General features: G+C 62.8%; 21 protein-coding genes and 2 tRNA genes. 6 read left to right on the plus strand and 17 right to left on the minus strand.

What is annotated here, in order from left to right:
- The first annotated feature begins 55 nt into the window (after window positions 1-55).
- On the plus strand, window positions 56-490 hold the full coding sequence (locus ACCO56_RS01765) for an SRPBCC family protein (RefSeq protein ID WP_433637020.1): 435 nt from the start codon (window positions 56-58) through the stop codon (window positions 488-490).
- Between the two features lie 25 nt (window positions 491-515).
- Here the strand turns inward: ACCO56_RS01765 and ACCO56_RS01770 are convergent, their stop codons facing one another.
- Together ACCO56_RS01770 and ACCO56_RS01775 are read right to left on the minus strand one after the other, a co-directional pair.
- A complete protein-coding gene (locus ACCO56_RS01770) occupies window positions 516-863 on the minus strand; it encodes a YgiW/YdeI family stress tolerance OB fold protein (RefSeq protein WP_433637022.1) in 348 nt (115 codons plus the stop codon).
- Between the two features lie 598 nt (window positions 864-1,461).
- Window positions 1,462-2,112 (minus strand): hypothetical protein, encoded by a 651-nt coding sequence (locus ACCO56_RS01775; RefSeq protein ID WP_433637023.1) that lies wholly within the window; start codon window positions 2,110-2,112, stop codon window positions 1,462-1,464.
- 205 nt (window positions 2,113-2,317) lie between these two features.
- Between ACCO56_RS01775 and ACCO56_RS01780 the strand changes: the two genes are divergently transcribed.
- Window positions 2,318-2,956 carry a recombinase family protein gene (locus ACCO56_RS01780; protein WP_433637025.1) on the plus strand — a complete coding sequence of 213 codons (639 nt, stop codon included), beginning with the start codon at window positions 2,318-2,320 and terminating at the stop codon, window positions 2,954-2,956.
- A 360-nt stretch (window positions 2,957-3,316) separates the two neighbouring features.
- Here the strand turns inward: ACCO56_RS01780 and ACCO56_RS01785 are convergent.
- The 10 genes from ACCO56_RS01785 to ACCO56_RS01830 form a co-directional block, all read right to left on the minus strand.
- A tRNA-Phe gene (locus ACCO56_RS01785) sits at window positions 3,317-3,392 on the minus strand.
- 253 nt (window positions 3,393-3,645) lie between these two features.
- On the minus strand, window positions 3,646-3,837 hold the full coding sequence (yacG, locus tag ACCO56_RS01790; RefSeq protein WP_433637026.1) for a DNA gyrase inhibitor YacG: 192 nt from the start codon (window positions 3,835-3,837) through the stop codon (window positions 3,646-3,648).
- A complete protein-coding gene (locus ACCO56_RS01795) occupies window positions 3,834-4,463 on the minus strand; it encodes a Maf-like protein (protein ID WP_433637028.1) in 630 nt (209 codons plus the stop codon). The genes yacG and ACCO56_RS01795 overlap by 4 nt, the downstream gene beginning before the upstream one ends.
- A 35-nt stretch (window positions 4,464-4,498) precedes the next feature.
- A complete protein-coding gene (gene infA, locus ACCO56_RS01800) occupies window positions 4,499-4,717 on the minus strand; it encodes a translation initiation factor IF-1 (protein WP_006329283.1) in 219 nt (72 codons plus the stop codon).
- Between the two features lie 107 nt (window positions 4,718-4,824).
- Complete coding sequence (locus tag ACCO56_RS01805) at window positions 4,825-5,211, minus strand: low molecular weight phosphatase family protein (protein WP_433638300.1); 387 nt, start codon at window positions 5,209-5,211, stop codon at window positions 4,825-4,827.
- A gap of 56 nt (window positions 5,212-5,267) precedes the next feature.
- Window positions 5,268-5,753 (minus strand): UPF0262 family protein, encoded by a 486-nt coding sequence (locus ACCO56_RS01810; RefSeq protein WP_433637031.1) that lies wholly within the window; start codon window positions 5,751-5,753, stop codon window positions 5,268-5,270.
- A gap of 7 nt (window positions 5,754-5,760) precedes the next feature.
- Complete coding sequence (hisD, locus tag ACCO56_RS01815) at window positions 5,761-7,053, minus strand: histidinol dehydrogenase (RefSeq protein WP_433637033.1); 1,293 nt, start codon at window positions 7,051-7,053, stop codon at window positions 5,761-5,763.
- A 6-nt stretch (window positions 7,054-7,059) separates the two neighbouring features.
- Window positions 7,060-7,494: a DUF2948 family protein gene (locus tag ACCO56_RS01820; RefSeq protein WP_433637035.1), complete on the minus strand. Its 435-nt coding sequence runs from the start codon at window positions 7,492-7,494 to the stop codon at window positions 7,060-7,062.
- 90 nt (window positions 7,495-7,584) lie between these two features.
- A complete protein-coding gene (gene murA / locus ACCO56_RS01825; RefSeq protein WP_433637036.1) occupies window positions 7,585-8,871 on the minus strand; it encodes a UDP-N-acetylglucosamine 1-carboxyvinyltransferase in 1,287 nt (428 codons plus the stop codon).
- 214 nt (window positions 8,872-9,085) lie between these two features.
- Entirely contained in the window at window positions 9,086-9,268 is a 183-nt protein-coding gene (locus ACCO56_RS01830; RefSeq protein ID WP_433637038.1) for a hypothetical protein, read from the minus strand.
- A gap of 152 nt (window positions 9,269-9,420) precedes the next feature.
- On the opposite strand from ACCO56_RS01830, the gene ACCO56_RS01835 reads away from it, so the two are divergent.
- A tRNA-Thr gene (locus tag ACCO56_RS01835) sits at window positions 9,421-9,495 on the plus strand.
- Between the two features lie 882 nt (window positions 9,496-10,377).
- On the opposite strand, the gene ACCO56_RS01840 is transcribed toward ACCO56_RS01835, so the two are convergent.
- Together ACCO56_RS01840 and ACCO56_RS01845 are read right to left on the minus strand one after the other, a co-directional pair.
- Entirely contained in the window at window positions 10,378-11,454 is a 1,077-nt protein-coding gene (locus tag ACCO56_RS01840; RefSeq protein WP_433637039.1) for a DUF2218 domain-containing protein, read from the minus strand.
- Between the two features lie 16 nt (window positions 11,455-11,470).
- On the minus strand, window positions 11,471-13,582 hold the full coding sequence (locus tag ACCO56_RS01845) for a TonB-dependent hemoglobin/transferrin/lactoferrin family receptor (RefSeq protein ID WP_433637042.1): 2,112 nt from the start codon (window positions 13,580-13,582) through the stop codon (window positions 11,471-11,473).
- Between the two features lie 187 nt (window positions 13,583-13,769).
- Between ACCO56_RS01845 and ACCO56_RS01850 the strand changes: the two genes are divergently transcribed.
- From ACCO56_RS01850 to ACCO56_RS01860, 3 genes are all read left to right on the plus strand, one after another.
- Window positions 13,770-14,732 carry a heme/hemin ABC transporter substrate-binding protein gene (locus ACCO56_RS01850; protein ID WP_433637044.1) on the plus strand — a complete coding sequence of 321 codons (963 nt, stop codon included), beginning with the start codon at window positions 13,770-13,772 and terminating at the stop codon, window positions 14,730-14,732.
- A gap of 92 nt (window positions 14,733-14,824) precedes the next feature.
- Window positions 14,825-14,971: a hypothetical protein gene (locus ACCO56_RS01855; RefSeq protein ID WP_433637045.1), complete on the plus strand. Its 147-nt coding sequence runs from the start codon at window positions 14,825-14,827 to the stop codon at window positions 14,969-14,971.
- A gap of 178 nt (window positions 14,972-15,149) precedes the next feature.
- Window positions 15,150-16,232, plus strand: coding sequence for a D-alanine--D-alanine ligase family protein (locus tag ACCO56_RS01860; RefSeq protein WP_433637047.1), 1,083 nt, complete (start codon window positions 15,150-15,152; stop codon window positions 16,230-16,232).
- A 245-nt stretch (window positions 16,233-16,477) separates the two neighbouring features.
- Here the strand turns inward: ACCO56_RS01860 and ACCO56_RS01865 are convergent, their stop codons facing one another.
- The 3 genes from ACCO56_RS01865 to ACCO56_RS01875 are packed head-to-tail and all read right to left on the minus strand — an operon-like array spanning window position 16,478 to window position 18,611.
- Window positions 16,478-17,245, minus strand: a complete 768-nt coding sequence (locus ACCO56_RS01865) for a hydroxymethylpyrimidine/phosphomethylpyrimidine kinase (protein ID WP_433637049.1) — start codon at window positions 17,243-17,245, stop codon at window positions 16,478-16,480.
- Window positions 17,236-17,841 (minus strand): thiamine phosphate synthase, encoded by a 606-nt coding sequence (locus tag ACCO56_RS01870; protein ID WP_433637051.1) that lies wholly within the window; start codon window positions 17,839-17,841, stop codon window positions 17,236-17,238. Before ACCO56_RS01870 ends, ACCO56_RS01865 begins: the two co-directional genes overlap by 10 nt.
- Complete coding sequence (locus ACCO56_RS01875; RefSeq protein WP_433637053.1) at window positions 17,838-18,611, minus strand: thiazole synthase; 774 nt, start codon at window positions 18,609-18,611, stop codon at window positions 17,838-17,840. The genes ACCO56_RS01870 and ACCO56_RS01875 overlap by 4 nt, the downstream gene beginning before the upstream one ends.
- Window positions 18,612-18,613 lie beyond the last annotated feature (2 nt).

Here is an 18,613-nt window from a genome sequence, read left to right on the forward strand (position 1 = left end):
TCTACATTGCGCTCAGTGCATCAAGAAAATCGCGACCTTCCCGAGGAGGCATTCGATGACCGAGACGCTTTACAGCGAAATCGAGATCGCGGCCCCGCAAGCGACGGTCTTCGCCTTTTTGACCGATCCCGACAAGATCATGCGATGGCTGGGGAAGGCGACGGTGGAGGCGCATCCGGGCGGCATCTATCTCGTCAGCGTCGGCGACAGGCACATCGCACGCGGCGAATTCACGGAAGTGATCCCCGTCCATCGCCTCGCCTACAGCTTCGGCTGGGAGGAACGCGAGGACATGCCCCCGGGATCGAGCCTGGTCGAGATCGATCTCGTCGAGAAGGGCGGGGGCACTCTGGTGCGCTTCACCCACAGCGGACTGCCGGACGAGAAGGAGCGCGCCGGCCACCAAAAGGGCTGGAGCCATTATCTGCGCCGGCTTGCAATGGCCGCGACCGGCGGCGACCCGGGCCCGGATATTGGCCCCGAAGCGTGAGCGGTCGCATCAGCTCAACCCTTCCCTAATCCAAGAACTCCAGCCGGCGAACGTTGACGTAAAGCTCTCGGAAATCGCGATCGATCCTGCCGGTCAGTCGAAGCGGAGTCTTGGATGTCACCCTGCGGCCCCGCCAAAGAAGTCTGTCAATTCGGACACGTATTTCGCCGGTTGCGTCGTGAAACTGATAGTAGCGGTCACGCAGGTGCTTGACGACGAAGCCCTCGAGGGCGACATCCTGGCCTCGCCGTCCCATCCGCGCTTGCTCGACTGTGGTAATTTGTTGGTGCTTGCTCGGCCCGGCGAACTGGGCGGATGCGCTGTTCACAAGAAAAGCCGATAGGAAAAGCATCACGAGAATTTTCGTCATCATTACCGATGCTCCAATATCCAAGAGAACGGGCGAATCTTGGCTGAATCGATGCCAATGGCCACGTTAGTTTGCTGCAATATGCCCCCAACTTGCGTGGATCATATAACGGAGAAACCTGGATGGGCGAGAACTGTCGCCTCAACAACTGTGAATAGTCGACAGCTGACCCGGCAATGCCTTTCACTGCCACGTTCAATACCCGCAAATGACTCGGGCGTTGGTGGTAGGTTCGGAGACGGTCAGGGATAGGCCAGCACCAAAACCGGACCAATTTCAGTTACTTAGACCATCGATTAGAAAACGCTGGAATTTGCGGGGGAGCCAACTGGTGAATGGTGCCCAGGGGCGGGCCGTCCTCTTGTCCCCATAGAGAATTGAAATCCCTATCTTTTTTCAATCGCCTGTGGTCGCTTGTGTAACACCTGCGTGCACGTTCTTCAATGGTCTCCTCGGCAGCGCAGAATGGTTCAAAGGGCGACGGAGCATCGCACATGCTTCCAAATGTTTTGGAGCAAAAGTCCGAAGGAGCCGTTCAACGGGGGAAGCACTTAGTCGTCCCCCCGTACCGCCCGTACCGGGTGCCCAGATGTGCGAACGGCTACTGACGTCGTTTGGCATGGAAGATCAATTCCAGCGCCGCTTGAACGTCGTCCTCATCTGTGATCTTGAACCGCGTGTTGCCTCTATCGTCTTTAACGGGCAGCTTTGCCATTGGCTCGAAGTGTTCAACCTGTCCGCGTACTGTGATCGACAGCTGCGCCACGCGAGGCTGGACAATGACATACCAAAAGTTATCGGGCGTCTCGCTGAAGTTGCGTGAGAGGCCGCGCTTGAGGTCTCCGGGCGAACGCTGGCGTACGGCTGCCAGCAAGGCAGTCGCCGCTCGCTGCATCGGTTCGGGCAGGAGCTTCTTGGTCATGCGAAGAAACTCCCTGTCACCTGGACCGTAGGTCTGTGGGATTGCCGCAAGCGCGGCGATAGATGCGGGCCGTTCCTCCGGCCCCACGGCAGCGGCTACCGCGATCGTGTCCGGTTTGGTGCCGACGTTTAGCGCGACCGCATCATCGATCTCGAATTGAAGAGTTTCGCTGCCCGCATCGAAGCTGCAGCTCTTCAGGAGGATGACGCTGCGCGCTCCCGTCGAGTGCGCTGGTGTGCCGAAGAGGCGCACTTGGTGGGGAGGCATCTCGAACTTCCACACACCCTCTCCGATGCACGTCGCGTTCTTTGCAGTGATAGTAAGACTCATCGTTCGCTCCTTCGCAGATAGATTTCTATCTGCGCAGATAATCTGCAGATTGTCAAAACCAGAGAGCTGTGCAGGACGTGTGTCCGGTAGGGTATAGCTCAACGGGCAGAGCAGAAGGTGGCCGAAAGGGTGTCCGTAGGGGTTGGCTTCGATCAACGGACATCTTGCACAGCGGACAGAACCCTAACAGTCAGGAGATCAGTCCGTGACCAAGACCGTCCTTTATGCTCGCGTGTCGACCGCCGACCAGACGCTGGAGCATCAGCGGACACAGGCCGAGAAGGCGGGCTTCAAGATCGACAAGGTCATTGCCGACCATGGCGTGTCCGGCGTCTCGACCAAACTTGCCGAGCGACCGGAAGGCAAGCGACTCTTCGACATCCTGCGCCCTGGCGACACCCTCGTTGTGCGATGGGTCGACCGTCTCGGGCGCGACTACAGGGACGTATCGGACAGTATCCGCCATTTCATGGGGGAAGGTGTCGTCATCAAGACCGTGATCAATTCGATGGTCTTCGACGGGGCCACCAAAAACCCCATCCAGCAAGCCGTCAGGGACGCGCTGATCGCCTTCATGGCAGCGACCGCTGAGGCACAGGCCACGGCGACCAAGGAAGCCCAGAAGGCCGGGATTGCCGCAGCCCAGGCGGGCGACCCGAAGGCGTATCGGGGCAGGAAGCCGAGCTATGACCGGGCGATGTTCGAGAAGGTGACCGGGATGCTCGATCAGAGTGCCGGAGCGTCGGCTATCGCGGCGGTCACCGGCTTGACGCGACAGGCCATCCTCAGAATCAGGGACGACCGCGCCGGGGCTGAGAAGGCGTTGGCGCTCTGGAGCTTGTAGCGACCCAAGCAAGCACGTATGACCGCCTTCGTGCGCGCCGTGGCGGGGTAGCCATGTGCCTGTCGTTCTTTGGCTTCGCGGGGATCGCGCGTCCTCAGCGACACGGCGACTGTCTCGGCCTTCGGCCCTACGACGATGCGGGAGAACCCATCCCCTATCGGCACCGTCAGCGCCACACCGCGCGCCTTGTGCAGGACATCCTGAGGAATGCGCTTCCGCAGTTGGTGAAACGTCGTTCCCTTACGTCGCATTGGACGGGCCATACTCAGCGCCATGTGTCGCACCTTTGTGTAACAGTCCGGCGACAGAAAGTCTCAACATTCCAAAGAGTTGTGCGATTTAAAGGCCATATGGGGACAATGGTGCCCAGGGGCGGAATCGAACCACCGACACGCGGATTTTCAGTCCGCTGCTCTACCAACTGAGCTACCTGGGCCTCTCGCGGAAGGGAGGCCTTCCGGAATGTCGTGGAGCGGTGGGCACCGCCCCGAAAGCGCGTGGGTTATAGCACGTGATTTTCGCCTGTCCAGCGCCTGCCGAACGATTTGCGCGAGTTTTGTGACGACGAAGGGGGAGCCCATGAAAAGAAGGGTTTTACCCTGCAACGGCGAGGATCTTTTGCCGTTGCGTCATGTTCGAGGAAACAATGCAGGTTGTTGCCGACAGGTTCGAATCGCGACGGCCGCCAGCTATTCTTCCTTGCCGGGCTCGGCGTCTTCTTCCGTCACCGGAATGGCGTAGGCGCCGGAGAACCAGCGATTGAGGTCGATCTCCTTGCAGCGTTGCGAGCAGAAGGGATAGCTTTCGCGCTGCGAAGGCTTGCCGCATTCGGGGCAGGGGCGCTTGGCGCGAAGCGGTGTCACTTTCGCCCCGCCGGTCATGGCATCGTCCCGGTCGCCCAGTTGAGATGGACGGGAAAGCCTTCGGCCGCGAGCAGACCGACCGTCTCGTAAAGCGGTAGTCCGACGACGTTCGTATAGGAGCCGACAAGCTTGACCACAAAAGTCCCGGCAAAGCCCTGAACGGCGTAGCCGCCAGCCTTGCCGCGCCACTCCCCCGAGGCGACATAGCTTTCCAACTCCGGGCGGGACAACCGCTTGAAGCGGACACGCGTCTCGACCAGCCGTTGGCGCACCTTGCCTGAAGCCGTCACGAGGCAGATCCCGGAATAGACCCGGTGCGAGCGGCCCGAGAGAAGTTGCAGGCAGTTCGACACGTCGTCGATCGTCTCCGCCTTGGGCAGGATGCGCCGGCCGACCGCCACGACCGTGTCGGCGGCCAGAATCAGCGAGCCTGCGGCCTCCGGATCGTCCTTCAGCGCCGCGGCAGCCTTTTCCGCCTTGCCGCGCGAGAGCCGCTTGGCGAGAGAGCGCGGATGCTCTGCCCGCAAGGGCGTCTCGTCAATATCGGCGGGAAACAGGCGATGGGGCTCGACGCCGGCCTGTTGAAGAAGTTCGATCCGGCGCGGCGAACCTGAGGCAAGCACCAGCTTCGGGAAAATGCTCATCGGCGTTTCGTCGGTTCGCGCTGGCGGGCGTCGCGCTATTTGAAGCGGTAGGTGATGCGGCCCTTGGTCAAGTCATAGGGCGTCATCTCGACGAGCACCTTGTCGCCGGTGAGCACGCGGATGCGGTTCTTGCGCATGCGGCCGGCGGTGTGTGCAATGATCTCGTGTTCATTTTCGAGCTTCACTCGGAACATGGCATTGGGCAAAAGCTCCGTCACAATACCCGGAAACTCGAGGACTTCTTCCTTCGGCATTCGATACCTTTGGTTTGGATTGGCATAGGGCCCGAGGGCAGGGCCGGAATTGGCGCGGAACCTATATGATTATCGGCCGCTTGTGAACACGATAGTTGCAGGCGCCGTCACCCGCCGAAACGTGCCGATATCTTCGCCTTGAGCCGCTCGCGCACGTCGCGATAGGCGGCCATGATCTGCTCGCGCGTGCCGCTGGCGATCGTCGGGTCGGGCATCGGCCAATATTCCACTTCGACCGCCATGGAGCGTGTCAGCTCGAGCGCGGTGTGATGCGCTTCCGGCGAGAGCGTCACGATCAGTTCGAAATAGCCGTCCTCCAGATCGTCTATGGTGCGAGGGTGGCGTCCCTCGAGCGACATGCCTTCCTCCGCCAGCACCATGTCCACGAAGGGGTCGCGTTCGCCGGGGCGCACACCGGCCGAGGCGACGAAGGTCGACGGGGGAAGGACGCGCCGCGCAAGCTGCTCGGCAATGGGCGAACGCACAGAGTTCATGCCGCACATGAAAAGCACCGATCGGGGAGGCTTCGCTGGCGCCGTCACGTCGTGGATCAGCCGCGCCAATGCAGCACGCAGACCAGCGTGAAGAGCCGGCGCGCCGTGTCGAAGTCGATGTCGATCTTTCCGGCCAGCCGGTCCTTCAGTGTCTGCGAGCCTTCGTTGTGGAGACCGCGCCGGCCCATGTCGATCGCTTCGATCTGGCTCGGCGTGGAGGCGCGGATGGCGGCATAGTAGCTTTCGCAGATCATGTAGTAGTCCCTCACGATCCGCCGGAACGGGGTGAGCGACAGGATATGCGTCACCACCTCTTCTCCATTCTCGCGCGCGATGGCGAAGACCAGCCGCGAATCGACCAGCGAAAGCTTGAGTTTGTAAGGCCCCGCGCCCGCATCGTTCACGGGCGTGAAGTTGTTCTCCTCGATCAGGTCGAAGATCGCCACGGCACGCTCGTGCTCGACATCCGGTGTCGAGCGGCCGATCGATTCGTCTAGTTCGACATCGATGAGCCTGTTCGGTCCGGTGGTGCGCCCGTGCATCGCAATCCTACATATTGAGGCGGATCGCGACGGATCGGGCATGGGCGCCGAGGCCTTCCGCCTCGGCCAGGGTGATCGCGGCTGGTGCGAGCTGGCGCAATTGGTCGGGGCCGAGCTTCAGGAGCGAGGTCCGCTTCACGAAATCGAGCACCGAAAGGCCGGACGAGAAGCGGGCCGAACGTGCCGTGGGCAGCACGTGGTTGGTGCCGCCGACATAGTCTCCGATCGCCTCGGGCGTATGTCGCCCAATGAAGACGGAGCCGGCATTGCGGATTCTGGACAGGAACGTCTCGGCGTCCTCGACGGCGAGTTCGAGATGTTCAGGTGCGACACGGTCGACAAGGGAAACAGCCTCCTCGAAACGATCGACGAGGATGACCGCGCCGTAATCGCGCCAACTCGCCGAAGCGATCTCCGTGCGAGGAAGGACCTTCAACTGACGCTCCACCGCCTCTTCCACCGACTTGCCGAACGCGGCGTCGTCGGTGACGAGGATCGACTGGGCCGCCGTGTCGTGCTCGGCCTGGGCGAGGAGGTCGGCGGCTACCCACTCGGGATCGTTGGAGCCATCCGCCACGACCAGCACCTCGGAAGGGCCCGCGATCATGTCGATGCCAACAGCGCCGAAGACCTGTCGTTTTGCCGCCGCCACATAGGCATTGCCGGGCCCGACGATCTTGGCGACGGGCCGGATGGTTTCGGTCCCGTAGGCGAGGGCGGCAACCGCCTGGGCACCGCCGACCCGGTAGATCTCGGACACCCCGGCAATGTCGGCCGCGACGAGCACGAGCGGATTGACGACACCGTCCGGCGCCGGCACGACGATGACGATGCGCTCGACCCCGGCGACTCGGGCCGGCACGGCATTCATCAGCACCGAGCTGGGATAGCTTGCAGTACCCCCCGGCACATAGAGACCGACCGATTCGATCGCCGTCCAGCGGGAGCCCAGCTCGACGCCGATCGGGTCGACATAGCGATCGTCCGACGGGCGCTGGCGGCGATGATGCGACGCGATGCGATCATGGGCGAGGCGCAGAGCTTCCACGGTAGCCGGATCGGCTGCGCGATAGGCTTCGTCGATGTCGGTCCGTGAGACGGCGAGACCCAGGCTTCTCAGGTCGGCGCGGTCGAAGCGCAGCGAATAATCGAAAAGCGCTGCATCCCCTTCGGCGCGGACGCGGGCGATGATGTCGCGCACCGCCATGTCGACGTCGACGGACACTTCGCGTTTTGTCGTAAGGAAGGCGGCGAAGCGTTCCTCGAAATCCGGAGCGGAATGGTGCAGGGTAATTGCCATGATGCCTTAGTCTTTGTGGGCCGGACGGGAAGAAGCCTGCCAGGCCGCGCCGAGGTCTGCCATCCGTGCCTCGATATATTCGACCTCGAGACGGACGACGCCACCGCCGGAGAAGATGAGCTCGATCACGCCGGCTGGCGCTTCGCCTGACTGGAAGCGGACCGCCAGCAGCGAAAGCACTTCGTCGGGATTGTCCCTGACAATGCCGGCCGTCTTCACGCCCTGCACGCTCTCGAAATGCAACACGCTCCGCCGCCGCTCGTTCCGTCGTTTGAAGAAACCGCTGCTCTCTTCCCAGGCGAAGCGGTTCATTGCCGCGACGAAACGTTTGTCGCGGGCGAAATATTCGAGATCGGCGACCTTCATGACCGCGTCTTGCGTATGCGCCGATACGATTTTCAGATCTTCCTCATCGAGGGCGACGAGCTTCAACGCGTCCATCAGGCTTCCGTCAGAGTGCTTCTGTCGGTTCCTGTTAGAGCATTTTGCGGCCAAGTGGAATTACTTGGCGTCGCGCGACGCCGCTGGCCATCAACCGGAAATGCGTTCGATGGTTGCGCCGCAGCCCGAAAGTTTCTGCTCCAGGCGCTCGAAACCTCGGTCGAGGTGATAGACGCGGTTGACGATCGTCTCGCCCTCCGCCGCGAGACCGGCGATGACGAGGGAGACCGAGGCGCGCAGATCGGTCGCCATGACGGGCGCGCCCTTGAGCTTGGTCACGCCTTCGACGATTGCCGTCTGGCCGGCCAGGTTGATATGGGCACCCAAACGGGCCAACTCCTGCACATGCATGAAGCGGTTCTCGAAGATCGTCTCGGTGATACGCGAGCGGCCCTTGGCCATGGTCATGAGACCCATGAACTGCGCCTGGAGGTCGGTCGGGAAACCAGGGAAGGGCTCGGTGGTGACGTCGACAGGCGTGATGCCGGCCCCGTTGCGCATCACGCGAATCCCGGAGTTCGTGGGCGTGATCTCCGCGCCGGTCTGGGCGATCACGTCGAGCGCGCTCTGCAGCAGATCGGCCCTCGCCCCTTCGAGCATGACATCGCCGCCTGTCATGGCGATCGCCATGGCATAGGTTCCGGTCTCGATGCGGTCGGGTATGACGGTCACGCGCGCGCCATGCAGCCGGTCGACACCCTCTATGGTGATGGTCGAGCTGCCGGCGCCATAGACCTTGGCGCCCATGGCGTTGAGGCATTCGGCGAGATTGACGACTTCCGGCTCGCGCGCGGCGTTTTCGAGCACCGTCTCCCCTTCCGCCAGCGACGCCGCCATCATCATCACATGGGTGGCGCCCACGGAGACCTTGGGAAAGACGTAGCGGTTACCGCGCAGGCGCTTGGCCTTGGCAAGCACATAGCCGTTTTCGACGTCGATCGCCGCGCCCAGCGCCTGCAGCCCGTCTATGAAGAGGTCCACCGGCCGTGTGCCGATGGCGCAGCCGCCGGGCAGCGAAACCTTGGCCTCGCCCATCCGAGCCAGCAGCGGCCCGATCACCCAGAAGCTCGCCCGCATCTTCGAGACGAGTTCATAGGGCGCCATCGTATCGACGATGTCATGCGCCGTGAAATGGATCGTGCGCGCGTAAGCCGTATTCTGTTCCTCGCGGCGGCCGTTCACGGAATAGTCGACACCGTGATTGCCGAGTATGCGGATGAGCTGCTCGACGTCGGCGAGATGCGGTACATTGTCGAGCGTCAGCGTCTCCTCGGTCAGCAGCGAGGCGATCATCAGCGGCAGCGCGGCGTTCTTGGCGCCGGAAATCGGAATGCTGCCGGTCAGTTTATTGCCGCCGACAATCCTGATTCGATCCATGGGGAAACATTTCTCCCGGCCGAGGGCCGGGCTATCAAATGGTTGGGATATTGCCGCCCGTCTAGCCGATAGACAGGCGCGGTTCAAGAAAGTGCCTCTCCTGAGCGCCGCGCGTTCATTCGAATGCGCGAAGAACGCTCGCTTGCTTTGCGTTTGCGCGTCGTGCGTTCCGAAAACCGCTTCCGATCTTCGGGGCCGTGCGGCAGCTTCGCGGTCAGTCCTTCTGGTCGTCCCCTCCGCGCCCGGTGCGAAGTCCCTCCGGCCGCGAATCCGCCTCGCCTGTGCGCCGCGACCGGGTCTGCGCCTTTCTCCTCTGGAGATTGGCGCGCAGCTCTTCGGCAAGGCGCGCCTTCCTGTCCAGCTTCTTCTTGTCCTTTTCGGAGGCGGCGTCAGGCATCGGTCGAACGGCGGCAAGGCAGTTGCATCTATATCAGCGCAAAAAAGCCTGCGATTGTGGCTCCGGCAAGGCCACTGATATCTTGTGAAAAGGATACGCACACATAACTTGCGCTCGGCGAACCAATGTGGCAGAAGGCGCCGCATTCACCGGCTGCGGTAGCTCAGTGGTAGAGCACTCCCTTGGTAAGGGAGAGGTCGAGAGTTCAATCCTCTCTCGCAGCACCATCTTTCTTTCGCAATTCAACGGCACAGCCCGGCTTTGATTTTGGTCGTCGGCTATGGTTAGGCGGCGCCGGAGTCAGCTGAATCGCTTCCATAATCCGCATCCTACGTTGCCCTCTCTGTCCTGCCGGACATCTCCCCCACACGGCTACGACATTCACATCTTGGGCGGTACGGACGGTGGCCGCTGTCACTTGCGTTTGGCTGCCTCGTTCTGCATCGCCGGGCGGCCGGCCGCAATGGAACGGAATGGATCCTCGGGTCAGCTCGCCCGCTGGCGCGGGCTCCCGCCCGAGGATGACGACTGCGTTGAAGGCCGGCCGCAAATCGCCGACGTTGGCGATTGGCGTCGCCATAGAGGCTTCGTCATCCTCGGGCCGGCGCCGAGCGAAGCGATGGCGACGTGACCCGAGGATCCATTCCGTTAGGTCTCGGAAACCCACCCAACGGTGCAGAACGAAGTGGCCAAACGGTAGTGACAGCAGCCATCATTCGATCCCTTCCCTGCCGCCCGAGAAGTGTGAACTCGGTAGCCCACACGGGGGGAGATTGGCTGTCACGCATGGTTTGGCCAATCGTCAACGTAGCGGAAGAGGCGCCGACCCCGAAACTGCCAATCTCTCCCCTTGTGGGGGAGATGTCCGGCAGGACAGAGGGGGCAACGTAGGGCGCGGCCCTATGAAGGAGTTGAAGCGGCCCATTAGGTGAACGAAAGCGGAATCCGGTTATCGGAATGCCGAGGAATCGTGAGATTCTCCTCCGGAACATCGGCATGCGCGTAGCTTGCCGCTGACCTTTATTCTTCTGCCGGCCCGTCCAGACAAACCGGCGCTGGTCCATGTGCATCGATAAACCGCTGACGGGCCGGTCAGCTCACGCAGACAACTACCCCGCCATCAACCCGGCGGCGCCCCGGCGCCAGTAGGCGGCGGCGAGGGTCTGGTCGCGACCGAGCCCCATCGTGCCTCGCCAACGGTCGCGGACGATTTTGGCTGCGGAAGCTTCCGCCGCGAACCAGCCGAAGGTCGAGCAGTCCTGTGGCCATTCGACCGACAATATCTGCCTGGCCAGCCGCTCGTCCGTACCCGCGGCCGTGCCGTTTCTCTCCAGCCAGTGCAGTTCGATCTGCGTGGCGTTGTCGATTGGCTGCCGTTCGCTCTGCTCGGCGATTTCAACGAATGCCACGCCTTTCGTTCCGGCCGGTAGCGTTTCGAGCAGGCGGCCGATCGCCGGCAGCCCCGTTTCATCCGCTCCGAGCACATACCAATCCGCCTGCCGCACCGGCCGACCGACCGGCCCCATGATGCCGACCTTCTGGCCAGGACTTGCTTGCAACGCCCAGGCGGCACCTACGCTCTCGCCCTCATGGACCAGGAAATCGACGTCCATGAAACCGGCATCGATGTCGAGGGAACGAATGGTGTAGACCCGCGCGACCGGGCGGCGATCGTCAGACGGCCAGGCCGGCAAGCCGTTGCCGCCGAGCGTCGGCCATATCGGATCGGGAACCGCCTTCGTGGGGAGCAGCACGCGGATGTGCATGCCCCCGAACTTGCCGAACCTGCCGAGATCGTTGCCCGCCAGCCGAATGCGCCGCATATGCAGCGTGAGGTCGGTCACGCGAAGGACGGTCATTTCGCGGAACTGCGCGAGTTGCGTATCGTTCGAGAGGTCGCCGATCCAATCGATTCGGGGATCGTCCTCCTTGGCGTAGACCTGCACCGCGGTGGCAAGGAGGTCCTTGATTCGCGCAAGACCGTCGCGATCGTCCGCCGTGGCGCGCATCACCAGCCCGCCCGGCTCCATGTCGAAGAACGCGTGTCCGAAAGGAAAACGGAACGTGATCCCTCGCGCTTCCTGTTCGACATCGGCATCGAAGCTCTGCAGCCGGTCGGTGATCTGGTCGATGTAGTTTGGCAGGTTCGGCAGGCGCAGTTGCGCTTCGCAGTTCAGGCTGGTCATTGTCTTGTTCCCTGGTTCAACCACCGATGCGACCGGACAAGGCGATCTTGAAGGTTCGGCCGCGGCCTTGCTCGGTCGCGGCCGTCGTCGACCAGGAGCTTTGCGGATCCGTGTAGGCTTCGTTGAAGACGTTATCGACGGCGAAATCGAGCCTGGCGTGGTCGTTGATCTGCCAGTTGGCGAAGACGTTGACGAGATTGAACCCGTCGTCGACGACAGGCACTGCGTCGGGCCTCGACCTGTTCGTGCGTGTGATCTCGCCGATGGCCAGATACTGGGCGCCGAACGTCAGCTGCTCATCGAACGCCCGGAAGCCGATGGTCGCCGCAAACCGGTCGAGCGGCGTGTTGTTGAGCGGCTGACCCTCGTAGACGCCACTGACGATCTTGGCGTCGATCAGTGCGCCGGCGAGGTTCACAAAGCCCCAGCCATAGTCGTAGACGGCTTCCGCCTCGACACCCCTAAGGCGAGCATCGCCGATGTTGCTGGCCATTCGCGGAGTCGTGGTGAGATCGACATCGATGTAGTTGTCGACATCGGTATGAAACAGGTTGAGCTTGGCGCGAAGGAAGTCACCGGCTGTCAGCACATCGTTATACTTCAGGTTGACGCCCGCTTCCCAGCTTTTTGCCGTTTCCGGCTCCAGAAGCAGGTTGGGGACGTAGCTGTCGCCGGAACCATGCGCGCCACCGCCGCGATAAACATCCTGCAATCCCGGCGCCCTGTATCCCTCTGAATAGGTTCCGTAAACCTGGAAGCCGTCGACCGGGGTAATGCCGATGGTCAGGCGGGGCGACCAGCGATCGCCCGAAGTCGACGCATCGACCGGCGGTACGGTCTTGGTCTGCCCGTCGAGCTGGTAGCCGTCATAGCGGATGGCGGTGATCATCTGCAGCCAACCGCCGTAGTCGCCTTGCCATTGAAGGAAGCCGCCATAGCCCTGTTGCTCGCCGGCGCCAAAATGCGCCGTGTCGGAATCGCCGGTCAGGTAGTAGTAATCGGCGCCGTAGGTCACCGTGTGAGCGAGCCCATAGGCATCGAAACGTGACGAGTTCTTGAGGTTGAAGCCGGTCGTCGCAACATCGTAGTAGCGGGTGTTGCCGATCGCCGATCTTGGCCAGACCTGCGCATGATCCGTCTTCGTTCGGTTGTGATAGACATCAGCGCTGAAGTCGATCAGGTCGTTGTCATCGGGGCGGTAGGTATAGGCGGCCGTGTAGGTCTGGTTCACCGTGTCGGCGCCGTAGCGGCTCAGTGTCGCCGAGGTCGACCCGCTCGATCCGGTGATGAAGTCGTTGTAGTTCTGGAGGATCATCCCGAGCTTCAACTCGTGCCCGTCGGCCGGGCGCAATGTCGTTTTGAGATAGCCAGCCTTCACCTGCTCGCCGGTCCAGGGAACTTCATCTCCGTTGCCGTCCTTGTAGGCGTCGCGGTCGCGATAGATGAGGTTGCCGATGATGTCGGCATCCTCGGTGAAACGGTAGGCGCCCGTCGTGCTGGTGGTGAAGCCGTCGCCGTTGTTTTCGTAGCCGAGCCTTTCGCTTAGAGCCCAGCGCTCCTCTGCCATCAGGAAGTCGCCAGCGTCCTTAGTTTCGAATGAGACCACGCCGCCGATGCCGCCGGAACCATAGGCGTTGGAAACCGGACCGCGAATGACCGTGGCTTCCTTGATCAGCTCCGGCTCGACATAGAAGGAGCCCGATCCATGGCCGACGCGCCAGAAGTCCTGGCGGGCGCCGTCGAGCGTCACGACCACGCGGCCATATTGCTCCAGGCCACGAATGTTGATCGCGGTCGCCGGATCGTCGCCATTCATCGAAGCGGCCACACCAGGCGTCGCGCGGAAAATATCGGCTGCGGTGTCGGGCTGGATGCGCTGCAGCTCCTCGCTGTCGACCGTGCTGATCCCCGCGAGGGCATCGATGACGGCGCCTTTGACCATTGTCGCCGTGATCGTGATTCGGTCCAGTACGGTCGGCGCGGATCGGGATCCATCGGAAGCGGGCTGGCTGTCCATGTTGGCCGAGGCCGCCTTTTTCGCCTGTTCTTGCGCGGCGGCCGGCAACACTCCGTAGATGGCGCACGCCAGCGCCAGCGCGCTGCTGGAGAGAATCAATGTCAGTTTCATGCTGGTCGAGCCCCCAAGCTCGCAAAAATGTGGCTGGCGGGGGCCTCGTGGCCGCGGCTGGCAATCTGATGTTGTGCAACCCCAAGCGGTAGCGGTGGCTAGATACTTAAACTTGATGACAAGAGTCAACTTTATTTCTATAGCCCTTCGACCAATCGCGTGAATCCACCGAAGTCGGAGCGACGACATGGTCGAAAGCCGGGAAATGAAGCACGACGGACGATTTCAATTCATGATGGCGAGAGCACCCCGGGCTTTGACGGTCCTCGCGCTTTTTGTGCTGACAGCGGTGAATGCATGGAGTTCGACTGCGGTGGCGGCCGAAGTCGTCGATGCCCACGGGCGTACCGTCGAAGCAGGCGCGGGAAAACGAATCATCACCCTTGGCTCCGATGTGACAGAGATCGTTCACGCTCTTGGCGCAGGGGACCGCATCGTAGCGATCGACAGGGGAAGCAACTATCCGCCGGCCGCAACTTCGAAACCGAACGTCGGGTATCGCCGCAAGCTCTCAGTGGAAGGTCTCGTGGCGCTCGATCCCGATCTGATTCTGGCAGCGGAGGACATCGGTCCCCCCGAGACAGTCGAGGTGCTTTCGTCCCTCGCCGTCCCGATCGTCTTCGTTCCCGAAGACAATTCAGGCGAGGGAATTCGGCGCAAGATCGAGCTGATTGCCGCCGCGCTCGGTCTTCGTGACAAGGGGAAGGAGGTCGCGAGCGAGGTGATCGCCGCTTTCGACACGGCTGCGAAGCTCACCTCCGCCCTGCCGGAGGAAAGGCGCAAGAGGGTGATATTCTTTCACGGCCTCGTGCGGCTGACCGCGGCCGGTGCCGATACCGCCGCAGATGCGATCATCCGCTATGCCGGCGGCGTCAACCCGATGGCGGAAGTCAAGGGCTACAAGGCTGCGTCGGAGGAAAAGCTCATCGAACTGGCGCCCGACGTCATCCTCATGATGGGGGACGGAAAGGGCGGCCCTACGGCGGCGGACGTGTTCTCTATCCCGGCTCTGGCGGCAACTCCCGCTGCCAGAAACCGGGCTCTGGTGGTGCTGGACGGTGCCTACATGATCGGTTTCGGCCCGCGCACGGCTGAGGCGATACGTGATCTGGCCCAGGCCCTTTACCCGGATGTGCTTGCGGGGGATTAGGTTGGACGTCGCGTCCTCGGTTCCCATGCTAGGCGGGTGGCCAGCAACCGTTTACGTGCTACATGGGCTCATTGCCGCAGCGAGGAATAAACATGCAGCAGAACCGCCTCTACTTGATAATCGGCGCCCTCGTTGTCGCCGTCATCGTTTTGGGCGCGTATATCTGGCGGCAGGAGACAAAGCCCAAGGGTGTCGAAATTCGCCTCGATGATAGTGGCATTTCCGTCCAGGAAAACTGAGGCGCCGAGATCTCGCAGCAGACAGATGCCCGCGGAGTTTTCGAACTCCCGGGCACCTGAGGGCGGTGGCCTCGACAGACGTGACGGGCAGCCCTGCCGTCAAAAGGGCAAAATCGACGCGCAGTCCCGGTATGTTTCGTCGAGGCGCTGGGCGTGGCGCGGAAGCTGGGGGGAGTTCATGACAAAAAAGACGAGAATTGCCGTGCTCTATGGCGGCCGTTCGGCAGAGCATGATGTCTCGATCCTGTCGGCTGCCAATGCGGTGAAGGCGATTGATCGAACGCGCCATGAGATCGTGCCCATTGCTATCGATCGCAATGGCCGGTGGTGGCTGACCGATCTCGGAAACGGTGAGTTGCCTAGCACAGCGACAGCGCATGGAGTGGAGATTGCGCTGATTCCTGGCGGCCGTGGCCGTCTCGTCGCTCTCTCGGCGGCCGGTAGCTCGACTGAACTCCCACCCGTCGACGTCGTCTTCCCCGTGCTGCATGGGCCGTTCGGAGAGGACGGTTCCGTCCAGGGCTATGCCGAGGTGGCCGACGTGGCCTATGTCGGCAGCGGCGTATTCGCCTCGGCTGCCGCGATGGACAAGGATTTCGCCAAGCGGCTCCTGCGGGAAGCCGGGCTGCCGGTCGCCCGTTCGCTGACGCTGCGGCGCGGCGCGGCCGTTTCGTTCGATACTGTGGCATCGAAGCTCGGGCTGCCGCTCTTCGTCAAGCCGGCGCGGCAGGGCTCGTCGGTCGGCGTCGGCAAGGCGCGTGACGCCGCAAGCTTTGCTGCGAGCCTGGAAGAGGCGTTCCGGCACGACGGCAAGGTGTTGGCCGAGGAATTCGTCGAAGCGCGCGAGATCGAATGCGCGGTGCTTGAAGATGCCGAGGGCAAGCTCACGGTCTCGCTGCCGGGCGAGATCATCCCCGCGGAAAAGCACGGCTTCTACACCTACGAGGCCAAATATATCGATGCTGACGGCGCGGTGGTCCGCGCGCCCGCCGATGTTCCAGCCGATGTTGGGGCCAAGGCGAAAGAGTTGGCGGAGCGGGCCTTCCGCGCGCTCGGCTGCGAAGGCATGGCGCGGGTCGATTTCTTCCTGCGGCCCGACATGAGCCTCATCCTCAACGAGGTCAACACGATCCCCGGCTTCACCGACATCAGCATGTATGCCAAGGCGCTCGCGGCCGGAGGTATTTCCTACGGCGAAGTGATCGAGGTGCTCATAGCGCACGCGCTGAAGCGGCACCGCGCGGCGGCTGCCAGAGGATAGCTGTCACCTCGGATCGTCGGGATCGACCTGTGCCGGGATGGGTCACCTGACAGGAAATGAGACACTTTCAGGAGACGGTGGATGCCAGCGTCGCGGCACACCGTGCCAAAAACCCCAGAACTTGGCGGATCACGCGGATTTTCTGCTTGGCACGGGCCGTGCATCGGTGAGGTTGCCGGCAAACGCCGGTCCCGATTTGTCAAAATCGGGATGTGGGCTCGTCGGGGAAGGGGGCGGGGGTTTCCTTACCTCGGCGAGCTTGTTTCGGCCGCGACGGAGAGCTTGTCGAAGACAAATTGTTTGGCCTTCGACACGCTTGTTTCGAGCGCCGCACCTGATGCCAGCCCTGCCGCAATGGCGCTGGCAAGCATGCAGCCCGTGCCCCGCATTTCGGCGGGTAGCCGGGGGGCACCGAACCGGTGCACGGGCTGGCCTTTTTCAAGAAGAAAGTCGGTCGAATGTTCTCCGGCCGCATGCCCGCCCTTGATCAGCAGCGCCCCGGGGCCGGGATCGAACAGCACCGCGCCCTGGCGCAGGATTTCGCTCTCGTTGCGAGCGGGCAGGGATCCCGTCAGCATAGCCAGTTCGGGAAGGTTTGGCGTCACCAGCCGACATAGCGGCATCAGCCTTTTCTGAAGCACGCCCACGGCTTCCGGCGGCAACAGCGCCCGGCCCGAGCTCGATGCCAGTACGGGATCGAGCACGACGGGAATGCCGGGATGTTCGGCGATAACCGACGAGACGGCATCGATGGTCTCGACAGAGCTCAGCATGCCGATCTTGATGGCGGCCGTTCGGTTGGCTTCGAGGGCAGCGCGCATCTGATCGGCAACGAGGGAGGGCGCGACCAGCTCGACATGTCGGACAGTCCCGTGCGTCTGGACGGTGACGGCCGTGACCGCGACTGCGCTGCGGAGGCCGAAAGCGGCGACCGTCTCGACATCGCGTGAAAGCCCGGCGCCGCCGCTCGAATCGGTACCGGCGACGATCAGCACATGAAGCGTCATCGCCATGGCGCGGTGGCCGCGAGCCAATCCCGCGTGCGGCTCTCCGGGTCAGCGTTGCGGGTGATGTCGGTGACGACCGCGGCGCTGTCCGCGTCCTTGGCGAAGACGCCCTCCAAGCACTCGACGTTGAGACCCCCGATGGCGACGAGCGGTAACCGCCCGATCCGCTTTTTCCATTCGGCGATGCGCTCCAGCCCCTGAGGCGCCCATTTCATCTGTTTGAGAATGGTCGGATAGATCGGCCCGAGCGCGACATAGTCGGGCTCGGCTGCCAGCGCGGTGGCGAGTTCGGCATCGTCATGCGTGCTGAGACCGAGCTTCAGCCCGGCGCGCCGGATCGCTGCCAAGTCGGCTTCGGCAAGATCCTCCTGGCCGAGATGCACGAAGTCGCAGCCTTCCTCGATCGCCAGCCGCCAATAGTCGTTGACCACGAGTTGGCAGCCATGTCGGGCGCAGATCTCCTTGGCCGCGCGGATCTCGCGGCGCAGGGCGGTTTCCCTGAGTTCCTTGATGCGCAATTGGACGAGCCCGACGCCGAGCGGCACCAGCCTTTCGATCCAGGCGGCGCTGTCGACGATGAGGTAGAAAGGGTCGAGCTTCACGAGAATACTGCCTTGCCGATGACGGGGGTGGAGGGCACGGCCATGTCCCGAGGATCCAGCATCCCGGCCTGGTAGGCCAGATGTCCGGCCTCGATCGCCTTGGCGAAGGCGATCGCCATTGCTACGGGGTCTCCGGCCTTGGCAACGGCCGTATTGAGCAGCACCGCGTCGTAGCCAAGCTCCATCACTGCCGTGGCATGCGAGGGGCGGCCGATCCCTGCATCGACGATCAGCGGAATGTCGGGGAAATGGCCGCGCAGGCTGCGTAGCGCCCCGACATTCTGCGGTCCGCGCGCCGAGCCGATTGGGGCGCACCAGGGCATGAGAAGCCGGCAGCCGGCTTCGACCAGGCGCTCCGCGACGACGAGATCGTCGGTGGTGTAGGGGAACACCTCGAACCCTTCGGATGCAAGGATGCGCGCCGCCTCCACCAGTCCGAACACGTCGGGCTGGAGCGTGTCGTGGTTGCCGATCACCTCGAGCTTGATCCAGTCGGTGCCGAAAACCTCGCGGGCCATCCTTGCGGTCGTGACGGCCTCCTTCACCGAGTGGCAGCCGGCCGTGTTGGGAAGGACCTTCACGCCCAGCGACTGGATGAGCGACCAGAAGGCGCCACCCGAGCGGCCGCCGGCCGTCTCGCGCCGCAACGATACGGTGACGATCTCCGCATGCGAGGCCTTCACGGCTTCCGCCAGGATGGCCGGAGATGGGTAGAGCGCCGTGCCGAGCAGCAGGTGGGATGCGATTTCCCTGCCGTAGAGCGTCAACATGC

Origin of the sequence: Mesorhizobium sp. 1B3 (assembly GCF_050958605.1) — a bacterium.
Lineage (GTDB): Bacteria > Pseudomonadota > Alphaproteobacteria > Rhizobiales > Rhizobiaceae.

Bases quoted from the DNA above. Each gene is read 5' to 3' on its own strand.
- ACCO56_RS01765 (WP_433637020.1), top strand. From the start codon at position 56: ATGACCGAGACGCTTTACAGCGAAATCGAGATCGCGGCCCCGCAAGCG.
- ACCO56_RS01770 (WP_433637022.1), bottom strand. From the start codon at position 863: ATGATGACGAAAATTCTCGTGATGCTTTTCCTATCGGCTTTTCTTGTG.
- ACCO56_RS01775 (WP_433637023.1), bottom strand. From the start codon at position 2,112: ATGAGTCTTACTATCACTGCAAAGAACGCGACGTGCATCGGAGAGGGT.
- yacG (WP_433637026.1), bottom strand. From the start codon at position 3,837: ATGACCGGCGGGGCGAAAGTGACACCGCTTCGCGCCAAGCGCCCCTGC.
- ACCO56_RS01795 (WP_433637028.1), bottom strand. From the start codon at position 4,463: ATGAGCATTTTCCCGAAGCTGGTGCTTGCCTCAGGTTCGCCGCGCCGG.
- infA (WP_006329283.1), bottom strand. From the start codon at position 4,717: ATGCCGAAGGAAGAAGTCCTCGAGTTTCCGGGTATTGTGACGGAGCTT.
- ACCO56_RS01805 (WP_433638300.1), bottom strand. From the start codon at position 5,211: ATGAACTCTGTGCGTTCGCCCATTGCCGAGCAGCTTGCGCGGCGCGTC.
- ACCO56_RS01810 (WP_433637031.1), bottom strand. From the start codon at position 5,753: ATGCACGGGCGCACCACCGGACCGAACAGGCTCATCGATGTCGAACTA.
- hisD (WP_433637033.1), bottom strand. From the start codon at position 7,053: ATGGCAATTACCCTGCACCATTCCGCTCCGGATTTCGAGGAACGCTTC.
- ACCO56_RS01820 (WP_433637035.1), bottom strand. From the start codon at position 7,494: ATGGACGCGTTGAAGCTCGTCGCCCTCGATGAGGAAGATCTGAAAATC.
- murA (WP_433637036.1), bottom strand. From the start codon at position 8,871: ATGGATCGAATCAGGATTGTCGGCGGCAATAAACTGACCGGCAGCATT.
- ACCO56_RS01830 (WP_433637038.1), bottom strand. From the start codon at position 9,268: ATGCCTGACGCCGCCTCCGAAAAGGACAAGAAGAAGCTGGACAGGAAG.
- ACCO56_RS01840 (WP_433637039.1), bottom strand. From the start codon at position 11,454: ATGACCAGCCTGAACTGCGAAGCGCAACTGCGCCTGCCGAACCTGCCA.
- ACCO56_RS01845 (WP_433637042.1), bottom strand. From the start codon at position 13,582: ATGAAACTGACATTGATTCTCTCCAGCAGCGCGCTGGCGCTGGCGTGC.
- ACCO56_RS01850 (WP_433637044.1), top strand. From the start codon at position 13,770: ATGGTCGAAAGCCGGGAAATGAAGCACGACGGACGATTTCAATTCATG.
- ACCO56_RS01855 (WP_433637045.1), top strand. From the start codon at position 14,825: ATGCAGCAGAACCGCCTCTACTTGATAATCGGCGCCCTCGTTGTCGCC.
- ACCO56_RS01860 (WP_433637047.1), top strand. From the start codon at position 15,150: ATGACAAAAAAGACGAGAATTGCCGTGCTCTATGGCGGCCGTTCGGCA.
- ACCO56_RS01865 (WP_433637049.1), bottom strand. From the start codon at position 17,245: ATGGCGATGACGCTTCATGTGCTGATCGTCGCCGGTACCGATTCGAGC.
- ACCO56_RS01875 (WP_433637053.1), bottom strand. From the start codon at position 18,611: ATGTTGACGCTCTACGGCAGGGAAATCGCATCCCACCTGCTGCTCGGC.